The organism is Bradyrhizobium erythrophlei, from assembly GCF_900129505.1.
GTDB classification, from domain to species: domain Bacteria; phylum Pseudomonadota; class Alphaproteobacteria; order Rhizobiales; family Xanthobacteraceae; genus Bradyrhizobium; species Bradyrhizobium erythrophlei_D.
This window is the reverse complement of record NZ_LT670818.1, coordinates 248,086-267,211: the sequence shown is the minus strand read 5'-3', so window position 1 is coordinate 267,211 and position 19,126 is coordinate 248,086. Positions and strand designations below refer to the sequence as shown.

Here is a 19,126-nt window from a genome sequence, read left to right as displayed (position 1 = left end):
AATGCAGGCGTGGGGCGTGACGTATGAACGACAAGGATCGACCGATGCCGCCGCTGATCGCATTTGCGGGCGCCCTGGGTGGGCTGGCCGTGGTCCGCTGGGCCTACCGCACCGCCGTGCGGGTAAACAGAGAACTGGAAGAGGCGCGCCGTGCGCGGGTCGCCGAAGCTGCACGATCGGGTGATATTCCGACGCTGCGGCGGGATCCCACCACCGGCGCCTACCGGCCGGGCTGATCGGGTCTGCGAATTCAGGCTGAAAATATCTGCGCCGGCCTCGGGGTGGGGCATCACCCCTGAGAACCGGCGTGCAAGCTTGGAGCTGGTTCGTCTTATCGGACGCCCCGGCTTTCGTGCCTCACAAAGCAATCGAGAGAGATCACGAACCTGAGAGCCGATCTTCGAGGGGCCAAGTACGAAGAGTGGAGTATCCCGGCCTCTCGAAGTTCCGCCTTGATAGGCCTCAATTGCTAACGAGCCGCCTGGCGCGGGCCGCCGTCGCGCGGGGCTGGTCAGCGGCGCCTATCCCCAATCCCGGCAATTGTTGCGACCGGCGGCAGTTTGGCGGCAAATCCCGCCCCCCATTGCCTTGATTCCCGGTCCCCCCGCCGATACGGTCCCGCGCGCTTTCCCCTCAGCAAAGACTGATTTGACGATGGATTCCCTGCCTCCGCACATGCGCCCGGAACGCTCGTTCCAGGGGTTTATTCTGGCCCTGCAGCGGTTCTGGGCGGATCAGGGCTGCGTGATCCTGCAGCCCTACGACATGGAAATGGGCGCCGGCACGTTTCATCCGGCCACCACCTTGCGCGCGCTCGGGCCGAAACCCTGGAAGGCGGCCTATGTGCAGCCGTCGCGCCGGCCGAAGGATGGCCGCTATGGCGAAAATCCCAACCGGCTGCAGCACTATTACCAGTTCCAGGTGATCATCAAGCCGTCGCCGCCGGACCTGCAGGAGCTTTACCTGAAGTCGCTCGCCGCGATCGGCATCGATTCGCATCTGCACGACATCCGCTTCGTCGAGGACGACTGGGAAAGCCCGACACTGGGCGCCTGGGGCCTGGGCTGGGAATGCTGGTGCGACGGCATGGAAGTCTCGCAGTTCACCTACTTCCAGCAGGTTGCCGGCGTCGAATGCGCTCCCGTGGCGGGCGAGCTCACCTACGGGCTCGAGCGGCTCGCGATGTATGTGCAGGGCGTCGACCGCGTCTACGACCTCAATTTCAACGGCCGCGACGGCGCCGACAAGGTCTCCTACGGCGACGTGTTCCTGCAGGCCGAGCAGGAATATTCGCGGCACAACTTTGAACACTCCGACGCCGACATGCTGTTCAAGCAGTTTTCGATGGCCGAAGAAGCCTGCCGAAAATATCTGGACGCGGGCTGGAAAGACGGCAAGCGCGAGGCGCATCTGATGGCGCTGCCGGCCTATGACCAGTGCATCAAGGCAAGCCACGTCTTCAATCTGCTCGACGCCCGCGGCGTGATCTCGGTGACGGAGCGGCAGAGCTACATCATGCGCGTGCGCGAACTGGCGAAGGCCTGCGGCGAAGCCTGGGTGCACACCGAGGCGGGCGGGCCGGTTACGGGCGTTCCGTCGTGATTGCGATTTTGGAATTGAACATCTCAGCGAGCACGTATCTGCTCCCCTCCCCCCGCGAGCGCAGCGAGTGGCGGGGAGGGGTCGGGGGTGGGGGGTGGATGACACAGACACCACAGCGTCCGGCCGACCCCCGCGTGCCACGCGCTCGAGCTTTGCGTCGCGACGCGACCGAAGCTGAAAAGAAGCTTTGGCAACATTTGCGACAACCTCCATTCAAGCCACATCACTTTCGGCGCCAGGCGACCATCGGTCCGTACTTTGCGGACTTCGCCAGCCATCAGCTGAAGCTTGTCATCGAACTCGATGGCGGTCAGCATTCGCTCAGTAGCTCCGACGAGGCACGCACTCGATATCTCGAGGCCAATGGCTACCGCGCGTTGCGGTTCTGGAACAACGAGCTCGGCGAAAACATGTCCGGCGTTCTCGCAAGCATCGATGCAGTGGCGAACGCCGATAGACCCCCCACCCCCGACCCCTCCCCGCCGCAAGCGGGGGGAGGGGAGTCGCGCCAGCGAGCGCCGCGACGTCTTCGCAAAAGGCGGTGCTGATGCCCGATCTTCTCTTTGAACTGTTCTCCGAAGAAATTCCCGCGCGCATGCAGGCGAAGGCGGCGGACGATCTGCGCCGCATGGTCACCGACAAGCTCGTCGCCGAGGGTCTGGTCTATGAAGGCGCCAAGGCGTTCGCGACGCCGCGGCGGCTGACGCTGACGGTGCACGGCGTGCCGGCGCGGCAATCCGATCTGAGGGAAGAGCGCAAGGGACCGCGCGTCGGCGGGCCGGATGCGGCGATCGCGGGCTTTCTGAAAGCCACCGGCCTGGCCTCGATCGACGAGGCGACGATCCAGCGCGATCCGAAGAAGGGCGACTTCTACGTCGCGCTGATCGAAAAACCCGGCCGCGCCACGCTCGACGTGCTCGCCGACATGCTGCCGGTGATCATCCGCACCTTCCCGTGGCCGAAATCGATGCGCTGGGGTGAACGCTCGGCGCGGCCAAGCGCGCTGCAATGGGTGCGGCCGCTGCATGCCATCGTCGCCACCTTTGGGCTCGAAACCGAAGAACCCGATGTCGTGAAATTCGCCGTCGACGGCATCGAGGCCGGCCAGACCACGTTCGGCCACCGCTTCATGGCGCCGGCGCCGATCAAGGTGCGCCGCTTCGAGGATTACGAGGCAAAGCTGCTCGATGCCAAGGTCGTGCTCGATCCCGAGCGCCGCAAGGACAGTATCGTCACCGACGCCAGGCAGCTCGCGTTCGCGCAGGGCTTCGAGCTGGTCGAGGATCAGGGACTGCTCGACGAAGTCGCGGGCCTGGTCGAATGGCCGGTCGCGCTGATGGGATCGTTCGACCCGGAGTTTCTGTCGATTCCGGGCGAAGTGATCCGCGCCACCATCCGCAATAACCAGAAGTGCTTTGTGGTGAGGCAGGCGTCTCCCTCCCCCCACGATAGTGCCCGACCCCTCCCCGCCGCAAGCGGGGGGAGGGGGGAAGTCCTCACCAACAAGTTCATCCTCACCGCCAACATCGAGGCCTCCGACGGTGGCAAGGCGATCGTCGCCGGCAACGAGCGCGTGATCCGCGCGCGGTTGAGCGATGCGAAGTTTTTTTATGAGACCGATCTCAAGACTAAACTCGAAGACCGGCTGCCGAAACTGGAAAATATTCTATTTCACGAGAAACTTGGCACGCAGGGTGAGCGCGTTCGGCGAATCGAACAGCTTGCGCATGACCTCACTCAACTGGTCAATTTCAGATCCAGCGAAACAGCGGCGCGAGGCCCTCGAGAGGTCGACGCAAGTGATAAATTTCTCGGCGACTTAGTCCGTGACGTGAGACGCGCGGCCGAATTGGCCAAGGCTGACCTTGTTACCGAAATGGTCGGTGAGTTTCCTGAACTGCAGGGCCGGATAGGCAAATACTACGCCCTCGCGCAAGGTGAGGACGCGGCAGTCGCAGACGCAATCGAAGAACACTACAAGCCGCAAGGCCCCGGCGATCGCGTTCCCGCCTCGCCCGTTTCCATCTGCGTCGCGATTGCCGACAAGGTTGATGTGCTTGTCGGCTTCTGGGGGATTGGCGAGAAGCCAACGGGTTCCAAAGATCCTTATGCCCTGCGCCGTGCAGCGCTCGGCGTCATTCGAATTATCCTCGAAAATTCGCTGAGACTTGGGCTGCACACTCTTCTCACTGCTCATATTAAGCATTATTTGGGGCCGCGGATTCGTAACGACCCGCGTTATGTAGCCGCCCTTGAAGAGTGGGCCAAATCCGATGGTGGAGCAGTGACAAGCGGACAGAGCACCGTCGCTGCGGCGGCTGAATCCGATCTTTCCGATCGCCCTCTCTTTTTTGCGATCCCAGAAATTACAATCGATAGGCCAAGCAAATCGATCAGTGCAGGCATGCCACCTTCATTGGTGGAATCGATGATTGGCGATCTCATTTCCTTCTTCGCCGACCGCCTAAAAGTCCAGCTCCGCGAACAGGGCGCGCGGCACGATCTCGTCGATGCCGTGTTCGCGCTAGGAGGTCAGGACGACCTCCTGATGGTGGTTCGCCGCGTCGAGGCGCTCGGCAAATTCCTCGATACCGACGACGGCAAGAATCTGCTCGCCGGCACCAAGCGCGCCGCGAACATCCTGCGCATCGAGGAGAAGAAGGACGGCAAGGACTATGATGGCGCGCCCGATGCCGCGCTCTACAGCCTTCCCGAGGAGAAGACGCTCGCCAAGGCCATCGATCAGGTGAGGGCTGAAGCAAGTGCCGCCGTCGCCAAGGAAGATTTTGCCGCCGCGATGAGCGCGATGGCAAAACTGCGTCCTGCGGTGGATGCGTTCTTCGACAAGGTGAAAGTCAACGACGACGACCCGAAGGTGCGGGAAAATCGTCTGAAGCTCCTGAACGAAATTCGCGCCGCGACGCGCGCGGTGGCGGATTTTTCCAAGATCCAGGATTGACTAACGGCCGTCATTGCGAGCCAACGGGTCGCGCGAATGCGCGCCCGATGACAGGCTCCACGAAGCAATCCATCGTGAAGCAAGATGGATTGTTTCGTCGCTGCGCTCCTCGCAATGACGAACACGTCTGTGATCGCCGGGACAGGCCCGGCCATGACGAGCATTTGTCGGTAGCGCTTGCCGCACACTGGCGCACAAGAACTGCGTCCCGCGATGGGAGGCCGTGAGGTCATTGCGGTTTAATCTGACGCCCCTCCAGAAATATCCAGCAACATCCGGAAATCTTCACACCTCGTTAACCATGCTTTGAAATGGTCGGCTTTGGTAACGGTTCCTTAACCGTCACCCAAAAGCTCGCAGGGACGCACATGACCTCGGTCAACACCGGCCTCAATGCCTACGCCATGATCGGCTCGGCCTATGCCCGCGCGGCGGCGCCCCCGCCGACGCTGGCCAGTTACCTCGGCTCTGCCGATTCCGGCACGTCGCCCGACAGCAATGCGGCAACCAATCTGACGCTGTCGGACGCCGCCAAGGCGCAGCTTGCCAACGCCTCCACCGCGAAGAGTTTTGCCGACGTGACCGCCGACGCGCGCAGCGCGCTCGACGGTCTCTACGCCGCCGCCAAGGTCAAGGGACCGATTGGCGACGACGGCACGGCGACGATCGATCTTTCTTCGTTCGATCGACGCTCGCTGTTTGCGATCGTCACCAACAATGCCGGCAAGTTCACGCCCGATGAACAGAACGTCGCCGGTGCCGAGCTTGCCAATCGCTTCAGCGCCGCGCTGGCGCCGGCCGCGGCGACGTCGAAGCTGACGGGCGACGTCTCCTCGCTCTACAAGGCGGCGCTCGATTTTCTCGATGGCGCGAGTCCGGAGGAGAAGGCAACCGCCACATGGTCGGCACAGCGTGCCGCGGTCGCCAAGGGCGTTCAGGCCACTCAGCAGAACCCCACCACCGCGCCGAGCGGCATTGCCAACGATCCGGTCGCGGCCTATCTCGCGCAGAGCGCCAGTGCCCCGAGCACCACTACCCCTGATATCTCGACGGTCGCCAAGAATATGCGCGCCGCCCTCGACGCCCAGGAGAAGGCCGCCGCGGCCGCGGGAAAGTCCAGCCAGCAGGCCGACCTCAGCGCGGTCGACAATCGATCGCTGGCGGCGATATCGCTCAATCAGGACAATCTGTTCTCGGCGCGGGAGAGCTACGCCGCCAAGCAGGCGCTGGATTCGCGCAACCGCGCCAGCATTCTTGCCGCGTTGAAGCAGAGCCAGAGCAGCGGTGATCCAACCCAGCTCAGCCTCGGCATCCTCAATACCTATTCGTCGATGAGCGCGGAAGAACGTCAGGCGGTCAACTGGACGCCATCGTTTCGCGACAACGCGGTGGCAAACTACCAGTCCGCCAGCCGGATCATGTCGATGCTCAAGGGTGCGTAGCGCTCCAGATAGTGCGCGAGAATCCATCATGCCCTGCCATGGCAGCCTGCGTAAACTTGCCTGCGACTGCCGGGCATCCACGTCTTTCTTCGCCTGCTGTGAGGGAGACGCGGCTGGCCGGGTCAAGCTAGGGCCGGACTCGTTAACGCGTAGCCATAGCCGGATCGACGCAAGCTGGACGAAGGCGGAGGCACGCGGTTGAGCATATTGACTCTGGATGAAGGCGCTGGCTCATTCGTATTTCGCGATGATGGTGCCGTCCCTTCGCGACGAACGATGCGAGTCTTCTCTTTTTGCCCCCGATCGAGCAGTCGGGATGCACGCATCATCCTGGCGATGCATGGTCTTGATCGCGCTGCTGCAGAGTTTCGCGATCTTCTCGCACCGCAGGCTGAACGCAATGGGCAAATCGTGTTGGTACCGGAGTTCGATTCGGATCAATTCCCTGGCATCCATGCGTACAATTTTGGCGGAGTGCGACTGCCGCCGCCAGACAACACGGTTTTGCCGCGCGATCAGTGGAATTTTGGGGTCATCGACCGGTTGTTTCATTATGTTCGACATGCAATCGGGTCCAGCCGGGACACTTTCGGCCTATTTGGCAACTCCGCAGGTGCCCAATATGTCCTGCGCTATCTTGCGCTCACCGAGGCCGCTTCCGTTGATCTGGCCGTTGCCGCCAACTGCGGAGTCTACATGCTGCCGAACTTCACTGCGGAGTATCCAATCGGTATGGGAGGAATTGATCTCAACGCAAGTCATCTGCGCAGGTACCTAGGGCGCTCCCTTGTCATATTACTTGGCGACGCCGACCGAGACCCTGACGCCTTCGATCTGCCCCGGATGGACTACGCTATGGCTCAGGGGCCTCATCGCCTTGCGCGCGGTCTCTGGCATTTCGAACACTGTACGGAGTTAGCTAAAAACCTCGGCGTGAGGTTGGGCTGGAGACTCGAAATCGCCCATGGTGCCGGGCACGTCGATCCAAAGATTTACGACCGTGGCGCTGACATCTTGGAAAGCTGAGTAGAAGGTTTTGTGTGTGCAGATTTCTGGTTCTGGCCCTTCGCCACAGATTGCGCCGCCGCGTGACTTCGGCCCTGACGAGGCAAAGCGGATACGGCATCGTTGCGTCACGCCTCTAGTTTATGGGTACATGGCCTAGGTCAGGCTCGGCCATGACGAGCGTTTGTTCATGCGGATCCGACCCGACGGGCAAATCACCTGCGCAATTTACGGACCCTCTGTCCAGCCCTCTTTGCAAAAATATTCTGATTTTCCGAAGACCCAAATCACCCTTATAACGCTTGTCGTCCCGCTCCTCAGAGGGGCGTTGCGCAACGTCACGAAACGCGGAGCGGGATGCGGTGGACGCTGGGTGCGCGCTTGACGGGCGATGCGGCTGGCGGACGGAGAAGTCGTGTGGTTCTGACGCCCCGATGCTGGCGTCAAGTTCCTGAGGTGCAAATTTCTCAGGGGCGACGGTGGCAAGAAAGCCCGGTCACCGGGAAGAGCGCGAAGGAAGCCGTTAAAACCATTGCGCGGGGAATGCCGGGTGATGCCGGTGTGTCCTGACTAACGCGTGTGCTCTTTGCTCTCTACCATTGCACACGCGGCTATCGGGCGCATCGGGCGCCCGGCATTCCCTGCGCCCTCGGATGGGAGGGCAAGGAAATTTGGTAGCAAAGCTCGGGCAAATGGCGCCGCGAGATCGCGAAGCTGTGTCTGTAGATGATACTCTTGTGAAATTCGCATGCACGGGTTCGAAGGCAAACACCAAAAAAGCCCCGCCCGGCGGGGGGACCGGACGGGGCCTGATGTCCGGAAAAGCGCCGCTGCGGGCTTTTCGGACAGATCGTTCAGGCGACTTACTCAACCACCTGAACGATGCGACGCGAGCGCGGTTCGACCAGCACGGTCCGGCCGTTCACCACGGTGTAGCGATAGGGCGTGACGCCGAACGATTGCGGCACGTCGTAATAGGTGACGCCGGTCTCCGGCAGCACGCCGCCGACGACCACGCGATCGGGAATGGTGTAGTTCGGCACGCGCTCGCGCACGATGTATTCGCGGAACGCCGGCCGCTGGTCGACGGCGATGCCATCGGCGTCGTCAGTGACGATCACCGGGCCGCGCGCGACGCCGGTCGTGACCACGCCTTGCGCCTGCGCCGCGATCGGTGCGGCCAAGCCGCCGGCCGCAGCCGTGGCGCCGGCAATCGCCGCGATGGCAAGTAATTTGTACCGCATGCTGAAACTCCTTCACGTTGACTGCGCGCCGGCCCTTGGCCCGACACGCAATGCCCTGCCAATTCATCGCGCGCGGCATCGTTCCCCGGAAAGCGTGGCCTCACACGCGGCATTTTTCGGCATTTTCTGTGAGCGCCGGAACCGGACAAAGGCGGGCGCGTCTCCTATCGGGGAACCGCGCCGACGGATAAAATGCCGGCCTCGATTCGGCTTTCCCACCAATTTCCTCCCGCAAACCTCGTTCCGGAGAGTTCTATGACCATTACGGCTACCCACATTCCGGCCATCGTGGCGCTGATCGCAGGCATTCTCATTCTGATCATGCCGCGGTTTCTCAATTTCGTGGTCGCGATCTACCTGATCTTCGTCGGGCTGGTCGGCCTCGGGCTGCTCCGATGGCTGCATATGTAGCGGTTAAAACCGGCCGCGCGCCTTGCGCGGAACCCCTCAAAGTGGTGTAAGGCGCGCAACTTTCCCTCTTCTCGCGGATTATTTGCAGTCATGGCCAAAGCCGTCACGAAGACCAAGAAAACCGCAGTGAAATCAAAGCCCTCCGTGGCGGTCCGGGCCAAGCCCGCGCCGACGGCCTCGGCCCGCACGGCGCTCAAGAAGAGCCCGCCCAAGCCGGCGCCAAAGCCCGCGAGCAAGCCAGCCGGGAAAGTTGTCGCAGCCAAGCCCGCGGCAGGCGCGCCCAAAGCCGGCAAATGGGTGTTCACATTTGGTGACGGCAAGGCCGAGGGCAAAGCGGAGATGCGCGATCTGCTCGGCGGCAAGGGCGCCAATCTCGCCGAGATGGCCAATCTCGGCCTGCCGGTGCCTCCCGGCTTCACCATTCCGACCTCGGTCTGCACTTACTTCTACGCGCACGAAAAGACCTATCCTGGGGCATTGAAGGCGCAGGTGGAAAAGGCGCTCGATCACGTCGGCAAGATCACCGGCAAGGCGTTCGGCGACTCCAAAAATCCGCTGCTGGTGTCGGTGCGCTCCGGCGGCCGCGCCTCGATGCCGGGCATGATGGATACCGTGCTCAATCTCGGGCTCAACGATGCGACCGTCGAAGCACTGGCGGAAATGTCCGGCGACCGCCGCTTCGCCTATGACAGCTACCGCCGCTTCATCACCATGTATTCCGACGTGGTGCTCGGCTTCGAACATTCGCACTTCGAGGATATCCTCGACACCTTCAAGGACAGCCAGGGCTATACGCTTGACACCGACCTCACCGGCGACGACTGGATCGAACTGGTCGGCCGCTACAAGGACGCGGTGGCACGCGAAACCGGCAAGGATTTCCCGCAGGATCCGCACGACCAGTTGTGGGGCGCGATCGGTGCTGTGTTCTCATCCTGGATGAACGCACGCGCGGTGACCTACCGGCGGCTGCACGACATTCCGGAATCCTGGGGCACCGCGGTCAACGTGCAGGCGATGGTGTTCGGCAACATGGGCGAGACGTCGGCGACCGGCGTTGCGTTCACACGCAATCCCTCGACCGGCGAGAGCAAGCTGTACGGCGAATTCCTGATCAACGCGCAGGGCGAGGACGTGGTGGCGGGCATTCGCACGCCGCAGGACATCACCGAATATGCGCGGACGGAATCCGGCTCCGACAAGGCGTCGATGGAAACCGCGATGCCCGAGGCGTTCAAGGAACTGACGCGGATCTACACCCTGCTCGAGAAGCATTACCGCGACATGCAGGACATGGAGTTCACGGTCGAGCAGGGCAAGCTGTGGATGCTGCAGACCCGCGGCGGCAAGCGCACCGCGAAGGCCGCGCTGCGCATCGCCGTCGAGCTCGCCAATGAAGGGCTGATTTCCAAGAAGGACGCGGTGACGCGGATCGATCCGGCTTCGCTCGATCAGCTGCTGCACCCGACCATCGATCCTTCGGCCAAGCGCGACGTGATCGCCACCGGCCTACCGGCCTCGCCCGGCGCCGCCTCGGGCGAAATCGTATTCTCTTCCGACGAGGCTGCAAAACTGCAGGCCGACGGACGCAAGGTGATCCTGGTGCGGATCGAGACCAGCCCGGAAGACATCCACGGCATGCACGCGGCCGAAGGCATCCTGACCACGCGCGGCGGCATGACCTCGCACGCCGCGGTGGTCGCCCGCGGCATGGGCAAGCCCTGCGTCTCCGGCTGCGGCACCATCCGCGTCGATTACGGCCGCGGCACCATGAGCATCGGCGCGCGCACCTTCAAGACCGGCGACGTCATCACCATCGACGGATCGCTGGGTCAGGTGCTGGCCGGGCGGATGCCGATGATCGAGCCGGCCTTGTCGGGCGAGTTCGGCACCCTGATGGGCTGGGCCGATTCCGTCCGCAAGCTCGGCGTTCGCGTCAATGCCGACACGCCGGACGACGCCCGCACCGCCATCAAGTTCGGCGCCGAGGGCATCGGGCTGTGCCGCACCGAGCACATGTTCTTCGAGGAGACGCGGATCCGCACCGTGCGCGAGATGATCCTCGCCGAGGACGAGCAGACCCGTCGCGCCGCATTGGCGAAGCTGTTGCCGATGCAGCGCGCCGACTTCGTCGAACTGTTCGAAATCATGAAGGGCCTGCCGGTGACGATCCGGCTGCTCGATCCGCCGCTGCACGAGTTCCTGCCGCACACCCAGGCCGAGATCGAGGAAGTGGCGCGGGCGATGAACACCGATCCGCGCAAGCTCGCCGATCGCGCCCGCGATCTCGCCGAATTCAATCCGATGCTCGGCTTCCGCGGCTGTCGGCTGGCTATCTCCTATCCGGAGATCGCCGAAATGCAGGCGCGCGCGATCTTCGAGGCCGCGGTCGAAGCGGAGAAGCGCACCGGCAAGGCCGTCGGCCTCGAGGTCATGGTGCCGCTGATCGCGACCAAGATGGAATTCGATCTGGTCAAGGCGCGGATCGACGCCACCGCGCAGTCGGTGATGAAGGAGACGGGCAAGAAGCTCGTCTACCAGGTCGGCACCATGATCGAGCTGCCGCGCGCCTGCCTGCTAGCCGGCGATATCGCCAAGACCGCGGAGTTCTTCTCGTTCGGTACCAACGACCTGACCCAGACCACCTACGGCATCAGCCGCGACGACGCGGCGAGCTTCCTCGGCACCTACATCGCCAAGGGCATCCTGGAGATCGACCCGTTCATCTCGGTCGATCGCGACGGCGTCGGCGAGCTGGTGAAGATCGGCGTGGCGCGCGGGCGCAAGACCCGTCCCAGTCTCAAGGTCGGGATCTGCGGCGAGCATGGCGGCGATCCCGCTTCCGTCGCGTTCTGCCACGAGATCGGACTGGATTACGTCTCCTGTTCGCCCTACCGCGTGCCGATCGCGCGGCTCGCTGCGGCGCAGGCCGCACTCGGCAAGACCGTCGCCAGCCAGGCGTGAGGTCTTCGCAGCGCAGCGATTTGGAACGGCGTCATGTCGGGACATGACTGACTAGCCGTCATTGCGAGGAGCGCAGCGACGAAGCAATCCAGCTTTCTTTTTGCCGCGCGATGGATTGCTTCGCGGAGCCTGTCATCGGGCGCGCAGTCGCGCGACCCGTTGGCTCGCAATGACGGCCATTGGCAAATGGAACCCGGACCAACGAATCCGCATGGCGCGGAGAAATTCCTTCACCATTTTCGTTGACCGGATATTTACCAATTCGATCGAGCCGCTGTTTACCAACATTTTCGATGTGGTCGCGCCCATCGCAGCAATCGCTTGCCTGTATCGCGCGGGCAACGCCGGTTAACTCCCCGGCAACCTAAATTCGATACCAACAAAAAAGATCGAATTGCACGGATGTACTGAAGTTCGATCAGTGTAAGCGTTGCGTGAGCGTATCGATGTCAGTGTTGCGTAACCGGCCGAAGGGCGCGCGGTTCGCGTCCTTCGGAATCGGCCTCTGCGTCTTCGCATTGCTGCCGAACGAGATTGGATATCAGGACATAGCCTCGCTGCTGGCTCGCCAGCCGGGCGTCGCAGAACGCTGGCAGACGCGGGTGTTCTCCGCCGCCAGCAATATCCAGCTCGCCACCTACTCTTTCGGCCGTCCGATCGGAACCTCGATTCCGCATCCGGCGAGCTTTGTGCTGGCCAGCCTCAACAACCAGGGCATCGACATCACCGGCTCAGTGACGCGCAACCCGATCGTGGTGACGCCGCCGCGCTATCAGGCTGCGGATTTCCCCAAGGTCGATCGCACGCTGAAGGGCGATCGCCTGGTCATCGCTCCGCTGCAGGCGCCGGCGCCGGCCGATGCCGCACCCTCGCTGGAGAATCCCGCGACCTCGAACGCTTCGGTCAGAGGCGCGAAAACCGCCGACGCCGCGCCGCCTGTCGCAAAGGCGCCGCTCGATCCCGAACTCCAGGAAGCGCTGAGCGCGCCGCCGCTCGCGCAATACGATGTTTCGATGTCGCTGGAGTCCCAGCCGCTCGACGATCTGAAGGCCGCACCCGATGCCTCGCCGCTTGCGCTGGAAGCGGCACCCTCGCGCGACGGTTTTTCGGTGAAAACCGCAAGCCTGTTCTTCGGAAGCGCCTCGCTCGGCGCTCCGGCAGAAAACATCGAGCGCTGGCGGCCCGGCGAGGAACCGTCGATCGTGACGAGACTGCCCGATCCCGACATGAAGGTGATGACGTCGCTGCCGCCCGTCGCGGACGAAGCCGCCAAGCTCGGCGAGAGCGGCGAGAGCGTCGCCCCCAAGGGCGAGGTCAATTCCGACAATCAGCAGGCCAAGACGCCGGCCGAACGTCTCGGCCTGCTGGACGAGAAATCACGCGCCAAGTCCGAGAAGTGCCTCGCCGAAGCCGTCTATTTCGAGGCCCGCGGCGAAGCCGTGCGCGGTCAGATCGCGGTGGCCCAGGTGGTGATGAACCGCACCTTCTCCGGCTTCTATCCGAACACGGTGTGCGGCGTGGTCTACCAGAACAAGCACAGGCACTACGCCTGCCAGTTCACCTTCGCCTGCGACAACGTCGCCGACGTCGTGCGCGAACCCGACATGTGGGACCGCGCCAAAAAGATCGCCAAGGCGATGCTCGACGGCCAGCTCTGGTTGCCGGAAGTGGCGAAATCGACCCACTACCACGCCTATTGGGTGCACCCGTCCTGGGTCAGCGAAATGAAGAAGATGTACAAGTTCGGCGTGCACACCTTCTACCGCCCGCGCGCCTGGGGCGACGGCAGCGATGCGCCGAGCTGGGGAACACCGAAGCAGACCGCGGCAATTTCCGCAGAGCTCGCGGAAGAGGCGAAGAGCTCGGCGGAAATATCCGAGACGACGGTGCGAAGGTAGCTCACCGCCGTCATCACCCGCCTGCGGGTGATCCAGTATTCCAGAGACGTCAGTGATGAAGCCGTGAAGCCGCGGCGTACTGGATACCCCGCACGCGCGGGGTATGACGACCATTGTGGATCCGCATCCAAGAGCAGGTCACGCATCGATGTCCAGCGCGACGTCGAAATTTGGCGCCGAATGCGTCAGCGCGCCGGCCGAGGCATAATCGACGCCGGTGGCGGCGATCCCGGCGATCGAATCCTGGGTGACGCCGCCGGAAGCCTCCAGCACCACGCGCCCTCTCGTCAGCTTCACCGCTTCGGTCAATTCGGCGATATCCATATTGTCGAGCAGCACCACGTCGGCGAGGCCGCTGTCGAGCACTTCGCGCAGCTGCTTCAAAGTGTCGACCTCGATCTCGACCTTGACCAGATGGCCGATATGGGCGCGGGCGCGTTCCAGTACCGGGCGGATGCCGCCGGCAACCGCGATATGGTTGTCCTTGATCAGAATGGCATCGTCTAGTCCGAAACGGTGATTGAAGCCGCCGCCGCAGCGCACCGCGTATTTTTCGAGCGCGCGCAGGCCCGGGGTGGTTTTGCGGGTGCAGCAGATGCGCATCCCGGTGCCGGCGGTGTGACGCACATAATCCGACGTGAGGGTGGCGACGCCGGACAGCCGGCCGATGAAATTCAGCGCGGTGCGCTCGCCGCCCAGCACGGCGCGCGCGGGGCCCGAAATCGTCAGCACCTGCACCCCGGCGGCGACGGTCGCGCCGTCGCGGTAATGCGCCTCTATATGAAGATGCGGCGACAGCTTTTGAAACGTCGCGACCCCCAGCGGCAATCCGGCGATGACGCCGGCCTGCCGCGCTACCAGGACGGCGCGGGCAGGGGCCGTCTCGGGAATGGTGGCCATCGACGTAATGTCTCCGGCGCGGCCCAGATCCTCCTCGAGCGCGCGCTGCACGGCCTCGTCGATGGCGAGCGGCGACAGAAACGCATCCGGGTGCAACAGCGAGGCGGGTGTGGTCACGATGGGAGTCTCCATTTCAGGCGGTCATCGGTTGCGGTGCGCGAAGCTCGGCGCGGGCGGAAAGCGAGGCCGCGATCTCGCGTGCCGCTGTTAGCGTGGTCCGGGTGCGATGCTTGAGCTGCGGCCGCTCGGCCGGATAATCGATGCGGTATTGCGCGCCACGGCTTTCGCGCCGCGCCCAAGCCGAGGCCGCGACCAGCAGCGCGGTCGTGGCCATGTTGCGCAGCGCGACATTGTCGGCATCCCGTTCGATGGCCGCAAACGTCCGCACGGCTTCGGCGAGACGTTCGCCATCGCGGATCACGCCGACATGCGAGGTCATCATCGCGCGCAGCCCGGCTTCCGACGCCGCAGAGAACGCGCAATTTCGCAGCTCTATCGGCGTCGCCAAGCGGCCAAGCGAGGCAATGCTGCTGCCGTCGATGTCTTCGGCGATGCGCGCGGCATAGACCACGGCTTCGAGCAGCGAGTTCGACGCCAGCCGGTTGGCGCCATGCGCGCCGGTCGACGACACTTCGCCGCCAGCCCACAATCCCCTGAGCGAGCTGCGGCCATGCGCATCGACCGCGATGCCGCCCATGTGATAATGCGCGGCGGGCGCCACCGGGATCGGCTGTCTGGCCGGATCGATGCCGGCGGCGATGCAGCTCGCATAAACGGTCGGAAATTTTTTGGCAAAGCGCGGGCCCAGCGCTGCGCGCGCGTCGAGGAATGCGCTGCGGCCGGCGGCGATTTCGGCGAACACGCCGCGCGCCACGACATCGCGCGGCGCCAGTTCAGCGAACTCATGCCGTGCCAGCATGAAGCGTTCGCCCTTGTCGTTGATCAGCGTCGCGCCTTCGCCGCGCAAGGCTTCGGTGGCCAGCGGCGCCGGATCGCGGCCGGCCATGATCGCGGTCGGATGAAACTGCACGAATTCCGGATCGGCGATGACCGCGCCGGCACGCGCGGCGATCGCAAGCCCCGATCCACTGGCCTCGGCCGGATTGGTGGTCACGGCATAGAGGTGCCCGATGCCGCCGGTTGCCAGCACCACCGTGCGCGATGCGATGATTACGGGTCTTGCGCCGGCGTCGCCGACCTTCCGCAGTTGCAGCCCGGTGACCGCGTTGTCCTCGGTCAACAGCGCTTCGGCGGCGTAGCCTTCGATCACGCGGATCGAGGGCGTGCCGCGTACCGCGTCCGCCAGCGCCGATATGATCGCCTGGCCCGCCATGTCGCCGCGCACATGGACGATGCGCCGCGCGGAATGCGCGGCTTCGCGTCCGACCGCGAGCCTGCCTTCGAGGTCGCGATCGAAGGGCACGCCGTAGCGCAGGAGGTCGTGGATACGGGCGCCGGCTTCGCGGGCGATTCCAAGTGCGATCGTCTCGTCAACCAGGCCCGCGCCGGCTGCGACCGTGTCGGCTGCGTGCGCCTCCGCGCTGTCGCCCTCGGCGACCGCGGCGGCGATGCCGCCTTGTGCCCACGCTGTCGAGGCGCCCTGGCCCAGAGGTGCTGCGGAAATGACGGTGACCAGGCGCGGCGCGAGTTTCAACGCGCAGAACAATCCGGCGAGGCCGCCGCCGACGATGACGACGTGATCGGTTTTGCGGGTGAGGTCGTGAGGTTGGTTATTCATATCGGATCCTCGCTCTTCGTCGTCCCCGCCTAGTGCGCGATTGCGCACGGGAGCGGGGACCCATAGTCACAGATGCGCTGCTGTTTATTCGATCTTTCCCAAAACGAAGGCCGCGGAATATGGTCTCGGCTCACGCCGCGCCTGGCGGGGACGACAGTCCCTCAATTCTTCAGGTTGATCATGCGCTCCACCGAACGCCGCGCTTTCTCGGCGATCAGGGGATCGATACTGACTTCCTCACGGAGCGTGAGCAGGCTGTCCAAAATCTTCGGCAGCGTGATGCGCTTCATGTGCGGGCACAGATTGCACGGCTGCACCATCTCGATGTCGGGCAGTTCGGCCCGCACATTGTCGGCCATCGAGCACTCGGTGATCATCACTAGGCGCTTCGGACGCCTGTTGCGGACCCAGTCGATCATGTGCGCGGTCGAGCCGGTGAAATCGGCCTCCGCCAACACGTCGGGCGGGCATTCCGGATGCGCGATGATCTGCACCGTCGGATCGGCCTCGCGATACGCGCGCAGCTCGTCGCCCGTAAAACGTTCGTGCACCTCGCAGGCGCCCTTCCAGGCGATGATCTTCACGTCGGTTTTCGACGCGACATATCTCGCCAGGTACTGATCCGGCAGGAAGATCACCGTCGGCGCGTTGAGGCTCTCGACCACCTGCACGGCGTTGGACGAGGTGCAGCAGATGTCGACCTCCGCCTTCACCTCGGCCGAGGTGTTGACATAGGCCACCACGGGCACGCCCGGAAAACGTTCGCGCAACAGCCGCACATCGGCGCCGGTGATGCTCGAGGCCAGCGAGCAGCCGGCGCGGGAATCAGGGATCAGCACCGTCTTGTGCGGATTCAGGATCTTCGAGGTCTCCGCCATGAAGTGCACGCCGCATTGCACAATGATGTCGGACTTCACCCTGGTCGCTTCGATCGCGAGCTGCAGCGAGTCGCCCCTGATATCGGCGACGCAATGGAAGATCTCCGGGGTCTGGTAATTATGCGCCAGGATGACCGCGTCGCGGGTTTTCTTCAGCTCATTGATGGCCTTGATGGTGGGCGCCATCAGCGGCCACTCGATCGGCGAGATCACGTTCTTGACCCGCTCATAGAGATGCGCGGTCGAGCGCTCGACCTCGGGCGTCCATTCCAGCGACGGCATCGGCAGCGCACCGGCGCGCTGGGCTGGGCTGACGCGGCTGCGCGGCACAGCGGCGGAATGCCCTGGAGCGGGCTGGCCGAAATCTTCAGGACCGTAGATTGCAGCGATCGGCATGGCAGGCCTCCCTTGGCGCGCTTAATATACTCAATATGAGCATATTAAGCGTTTGAGTAATCCGGCCTGATGGCCGGCGGTTTCCTTTAGCTGCGTGGTCTGGATCCCAACCAACCCGCGGCTTTGCAGCGAGTTTGGCGGATCACACCCACTTTACTTATACTCACAACGAGCAAATCAGATGTAGCATGCAGCCCCGGGGTTTGCCAGACTCAGGGGCGATCAAATCGGCGGCACTACCTGCGCAGGTTTGCAACGCTGCAATGCGGATTGAGCCGGGGCCAATATCGCGGTTGGGGTTTCCATGCGAATGCATTAACTTCCCCGCAGCGCCGATTTGCCGGCGGGCTTCGCACTTCGCGCAGCCGTCGACCCTCGTCCGGGATCCGTCCAAACGCAAAGGGAATCTGCATGGCCACCACCGAGGGCGATCTCCGTTTGTCTGCCGCGGCGAGGAGCTGGCGCACGGCGCTGGTGATCATCGTCTGCGGCTGCGCGATCGCCCTGCTGAGCTTCGGACCCCGATCGAGCGTTGGCTTTTTTGTCCAGCCGATGAGCCGGGAATTTTCGTGGGGTCGTGATGTCTTCGGCCTTGCGATTGCCGTGCAGAATTTATTGTGGGGGCTGGGCCAGCCCGTCGCCGGCGCGATCGCCGACCGGTTCGGCGTGTTGCGCGTGATGTGCGTCGGCGCGGTGCTCTACGCCGGCGGCCTTGTGATGATGCGCTACGCCGCGACGCCTTTGTCGCTCAATATCGGCGCCGGCGTCCTGATCGGCTTTGGCCTGTCCGGCTGCTCGTTCAATCTGGTGCTGTCCGCATTCAGCAAGCTGTTGCCGCTCGAGCGGCGGGGCCTGGCGCTTGGCGCCGGCACCGCTGCCGGATCGTTCGGGCAGTTCCTGTTCGCGCCCTTCGGCGTGGCGATGATCGGCAATTTTGGCTGGCAGACGGCGTTGATGGTTTTCGCTGGCCTGATGCTGTTGATCGTGCCGCTGTCGCTCGCGCTGGCTACGCCGCCCGCGACTTCGGGCCACGTGACTGCTGTGGCCCAGCAGTCGTTCAAGACCGCGCTGGCGGAAGCGTTCGGCCACAGGTCTTATGTGCTGCTGATACTCGGTTTCTTCACCTGCGGCTTTCAGCTCGCCTTCATCACCGTGCATTTGCCGGCCTATCTGGTCGACCGCGGTATCCCGGCGCAAACCGGCGGCTGGGTGATCGCCGCGATCGGGCTGTTCAATATCATCGGCTCGCTCAGCGTCGGCTGGCTGCAGAACCGGCTGCCGAAGCGTTACATCCTGTCGGTGATCTATTTCACACGCGCGCTGTCGATCCTCGCCTTCGTCTCGTTCCCGATAACTACCTTCTCCGCGATCATGTTCGGCGCCATCACCGGCCTGACCTGGCTGTCGACGGTGCCGCCGACCTCGGCGCTGGTGGCCATCATGTTCGGCACCCGCTGGTTTGCGACGCTGTACGGTTTTGCCTTCGTCAGCCATCAGGTCGGCGGCTTCCTCGGTGTGCTGCTCGGTGGGATGGTGTTCGAGAAGTTCGGATCGTACACGCCGATCTGGTGGCTGTCGGTGCTGTTCGGCGTGCTGTCGGCGCTGATCAACCTGCCGATCGTCGAGGCGCCGGTGGCGCGCCCGGTTGCGCAACCGGCCTAGACCGTTCAAAGTCCGGCAAATTCAAAT

Annotated in this window: 15 protein-coding genes; 11 read left to right on the top strand and 4 right to left on the bottom strand. The window is 63.7% G+C overall.

Annotation, left to right across the window (positions count from 1 at the left end):
- Positions 1–44 precede the first annotated feature (44 nt).
- From B5525_RS01200 to B5525_RS43480, 6 genes are all read left to right on the top strand, one after another.
- Positions 45–236 carry a hypothetical protein gene (locus B5525_RS01200; RefSeq protein WP_079572766.1) on the top strand — a complete coding sequence of 64 codons (192 nt, stop codon included), beginning with the start codon at positions 45–47 and terminating at the stop codon, positions 234–236.
- Positions 237–654: 418 nt separating this feature from the next.
- Positions 655–1,602, top strand: a complete 948-nt coding sequence (locus tag B5525_RS01195) for a glycine--tRNA ligase subunit alpha (RefSeq protein ID WP_079564152.1) — start codon at positions 655–657, stop codon at positions 1,600–1,602.
- A 98-nt stretch (positions 1,603–1,700) separates the two neighbouring features.
- Entirely contained in the window at positions 1,701–2,150 is a 450-nt protein-coding gene (locus B5525_RS01190; RefSeq protein ID WP_079572764.1) for an endonuclease domain-containing protein, read from the top strand.
- Positions 2,150–4,561, top strand: a complete 2,412-nt coding sequence (glyS, locus tag B5525_RS01185) for a glycine--tRNA ligase subunit beta (RefSeq protein WP_079564150.1) — start codon at positions 2,150–2,152, stop codon at positions 4,559–4,561. The genes B5525_RS01190 and glyS overlap by 1 nt, the downstream gene beginning before the upstream one ends.
- Before the next feature lie 368 nt (positions 4,562–4,929).
- Positions 4,930–6,003, top strand: a complete 1,074-nt coding sequence (locus B5525_RS01180) for a hypothetical protein (protein WP_079572762.1) — start codon at positions 4,930–4,932, stop codon at positions 6,001–6,003.
- 198 nt (positions 6,004–6,201) lie between these two features.
- Positions 6,202–7,029: a hypothetical protein gene (locus B5525_RS43480; protein WP_154073005.1), complete on the top strand. Its 828-nt coding sequence runs from the start codon at positions 6,202–6,204 to the stop codon at positions 7,027–7,029.
- An 842-nt stretch (positions 7,030–7,871) separates the two neighbouring features.
- On the opposite strand, the gene B5525_RS01165 is transcribed toward B5525_RS43480, so the two are convergent.
- Complete coding sequence (locus B5525_RS01165; protein ID WP_079564144.1) at positions 7,872–8,252, bottom strand: DUF1236 domain-containing protein; 381 nt, start codon at positions 8,250–8,252, stop codon at positions 7,872–7,874.
- Between the two features lie 255 nt (positions 8,253–8,507).
- On the opposite strand from B5525_RS01165, the gene B5525_RS01160 reads away from it, so the two are divergent.
- From B5525_RS01160 to B5525_RS01145, 4 genes are all read left to right on the top strand, one after another.
- Entirely contained in the window at positions 8,508–8,663 is a 156-nt protein-coding gene (locus tag B5525_RS01160) for a DUF3096 domain-containing protein (protein WP_079564142.1), read from the top strand.
- 90 nt (positions 8,664–8,753) lie between these two features.
- Positions 8,754–11,627 (top strand): pyruvate, phosphate dikinase, encoded by a 2,874-nt coding sequence (ppdK, locus tag B5525_RS01155; RefSeq protein WP_079564140.1) that lies wholly within the window; start codon positions 8,754–8,756, stop codon positions 11,625–11,627.
- A gap of 169 nt (positions 11,628–11,796) precedes the next feature.
- Complete coding sequence (locus B5525_RS01150) at positions 11,797–11,979, top strand: hypothetical protein (RefSeq protein WP_079564139.1); 183 nt, start codon at positions 11,797–11,799, stop codon at positions 11,977–11,979.
- A 94-nt stretch (positions 11,980–12,073) separates the two neighbouring features.
- Positions 12,074–13,525 (top strand): cell wall hydrolase, encoded by a 1,452-nt coding sequence (locus B5525_RS01145; RefSeq protein WP_079564137.1) that lies wholly within the window; start codon positions 12,074–12,076, stop codon positions 13,523–13,525.
- A gap of 138 nt (positions 13,526–13,663) precedes the next feature.
- Here the strand turns inward: B5525_RS01145 and nadC are convergent, their stop codons facing one another.
- From nadC to nadA, 3 genes are all read right to left on the bottom strand, one after another.
- On the bottom strand, positions 13,664–14,542 hold the full coding sequence (nadC, locus tag B5525_RS01140; protein WP_154073003.1) for a carboxylating nicotinate-nucleotide diphosphorylase: 879 nt from the start codon (positions 14,540–14,542) through the stop codon (positions 13,664–13,666).
- A gap of 16 nt (positions 14,543–14,558) precedes the next feature.
- Entirely contained in the window at positions 14,559–16,163 is a 1,605-nt protein-coding gene (locus B5525_RS01135) for an L-aspartate oxidase (RefSeq protein WP_079564133.1), read from the bottom strand.
- A gap of 161 nt (positions 16,164–16,324) precedes the next feature.
- Complete coding sequence (nadA, locus tag B5525_RS01130; protein ID WP_079564132.1) at positions 16,325–17,437, bottom strand: quinolinate synthase NadA; 1,113 nt, start codon at positions 17,435–17,437, stop codon at positions 16,325–16,327.
- A gap of 411 nt (positions 17,438–17,848) precedes the next feature.
- Here nadA and B5525_RS01125 point away from each other — a divergent pair, with 411 nt between their 5' ends.
- Complete coding sequence (locus tag B5525_RS01125) at positions 17,849–19,099, top strand: MFS transporter (RefSeq protein WP_079564130.1); 1,251 nt, start codon at positions 17,849–17,851, stop codon at positions 19,097–19,099.
- Positions 19,100–19,126: the final 27 nt, after the last annotated feature.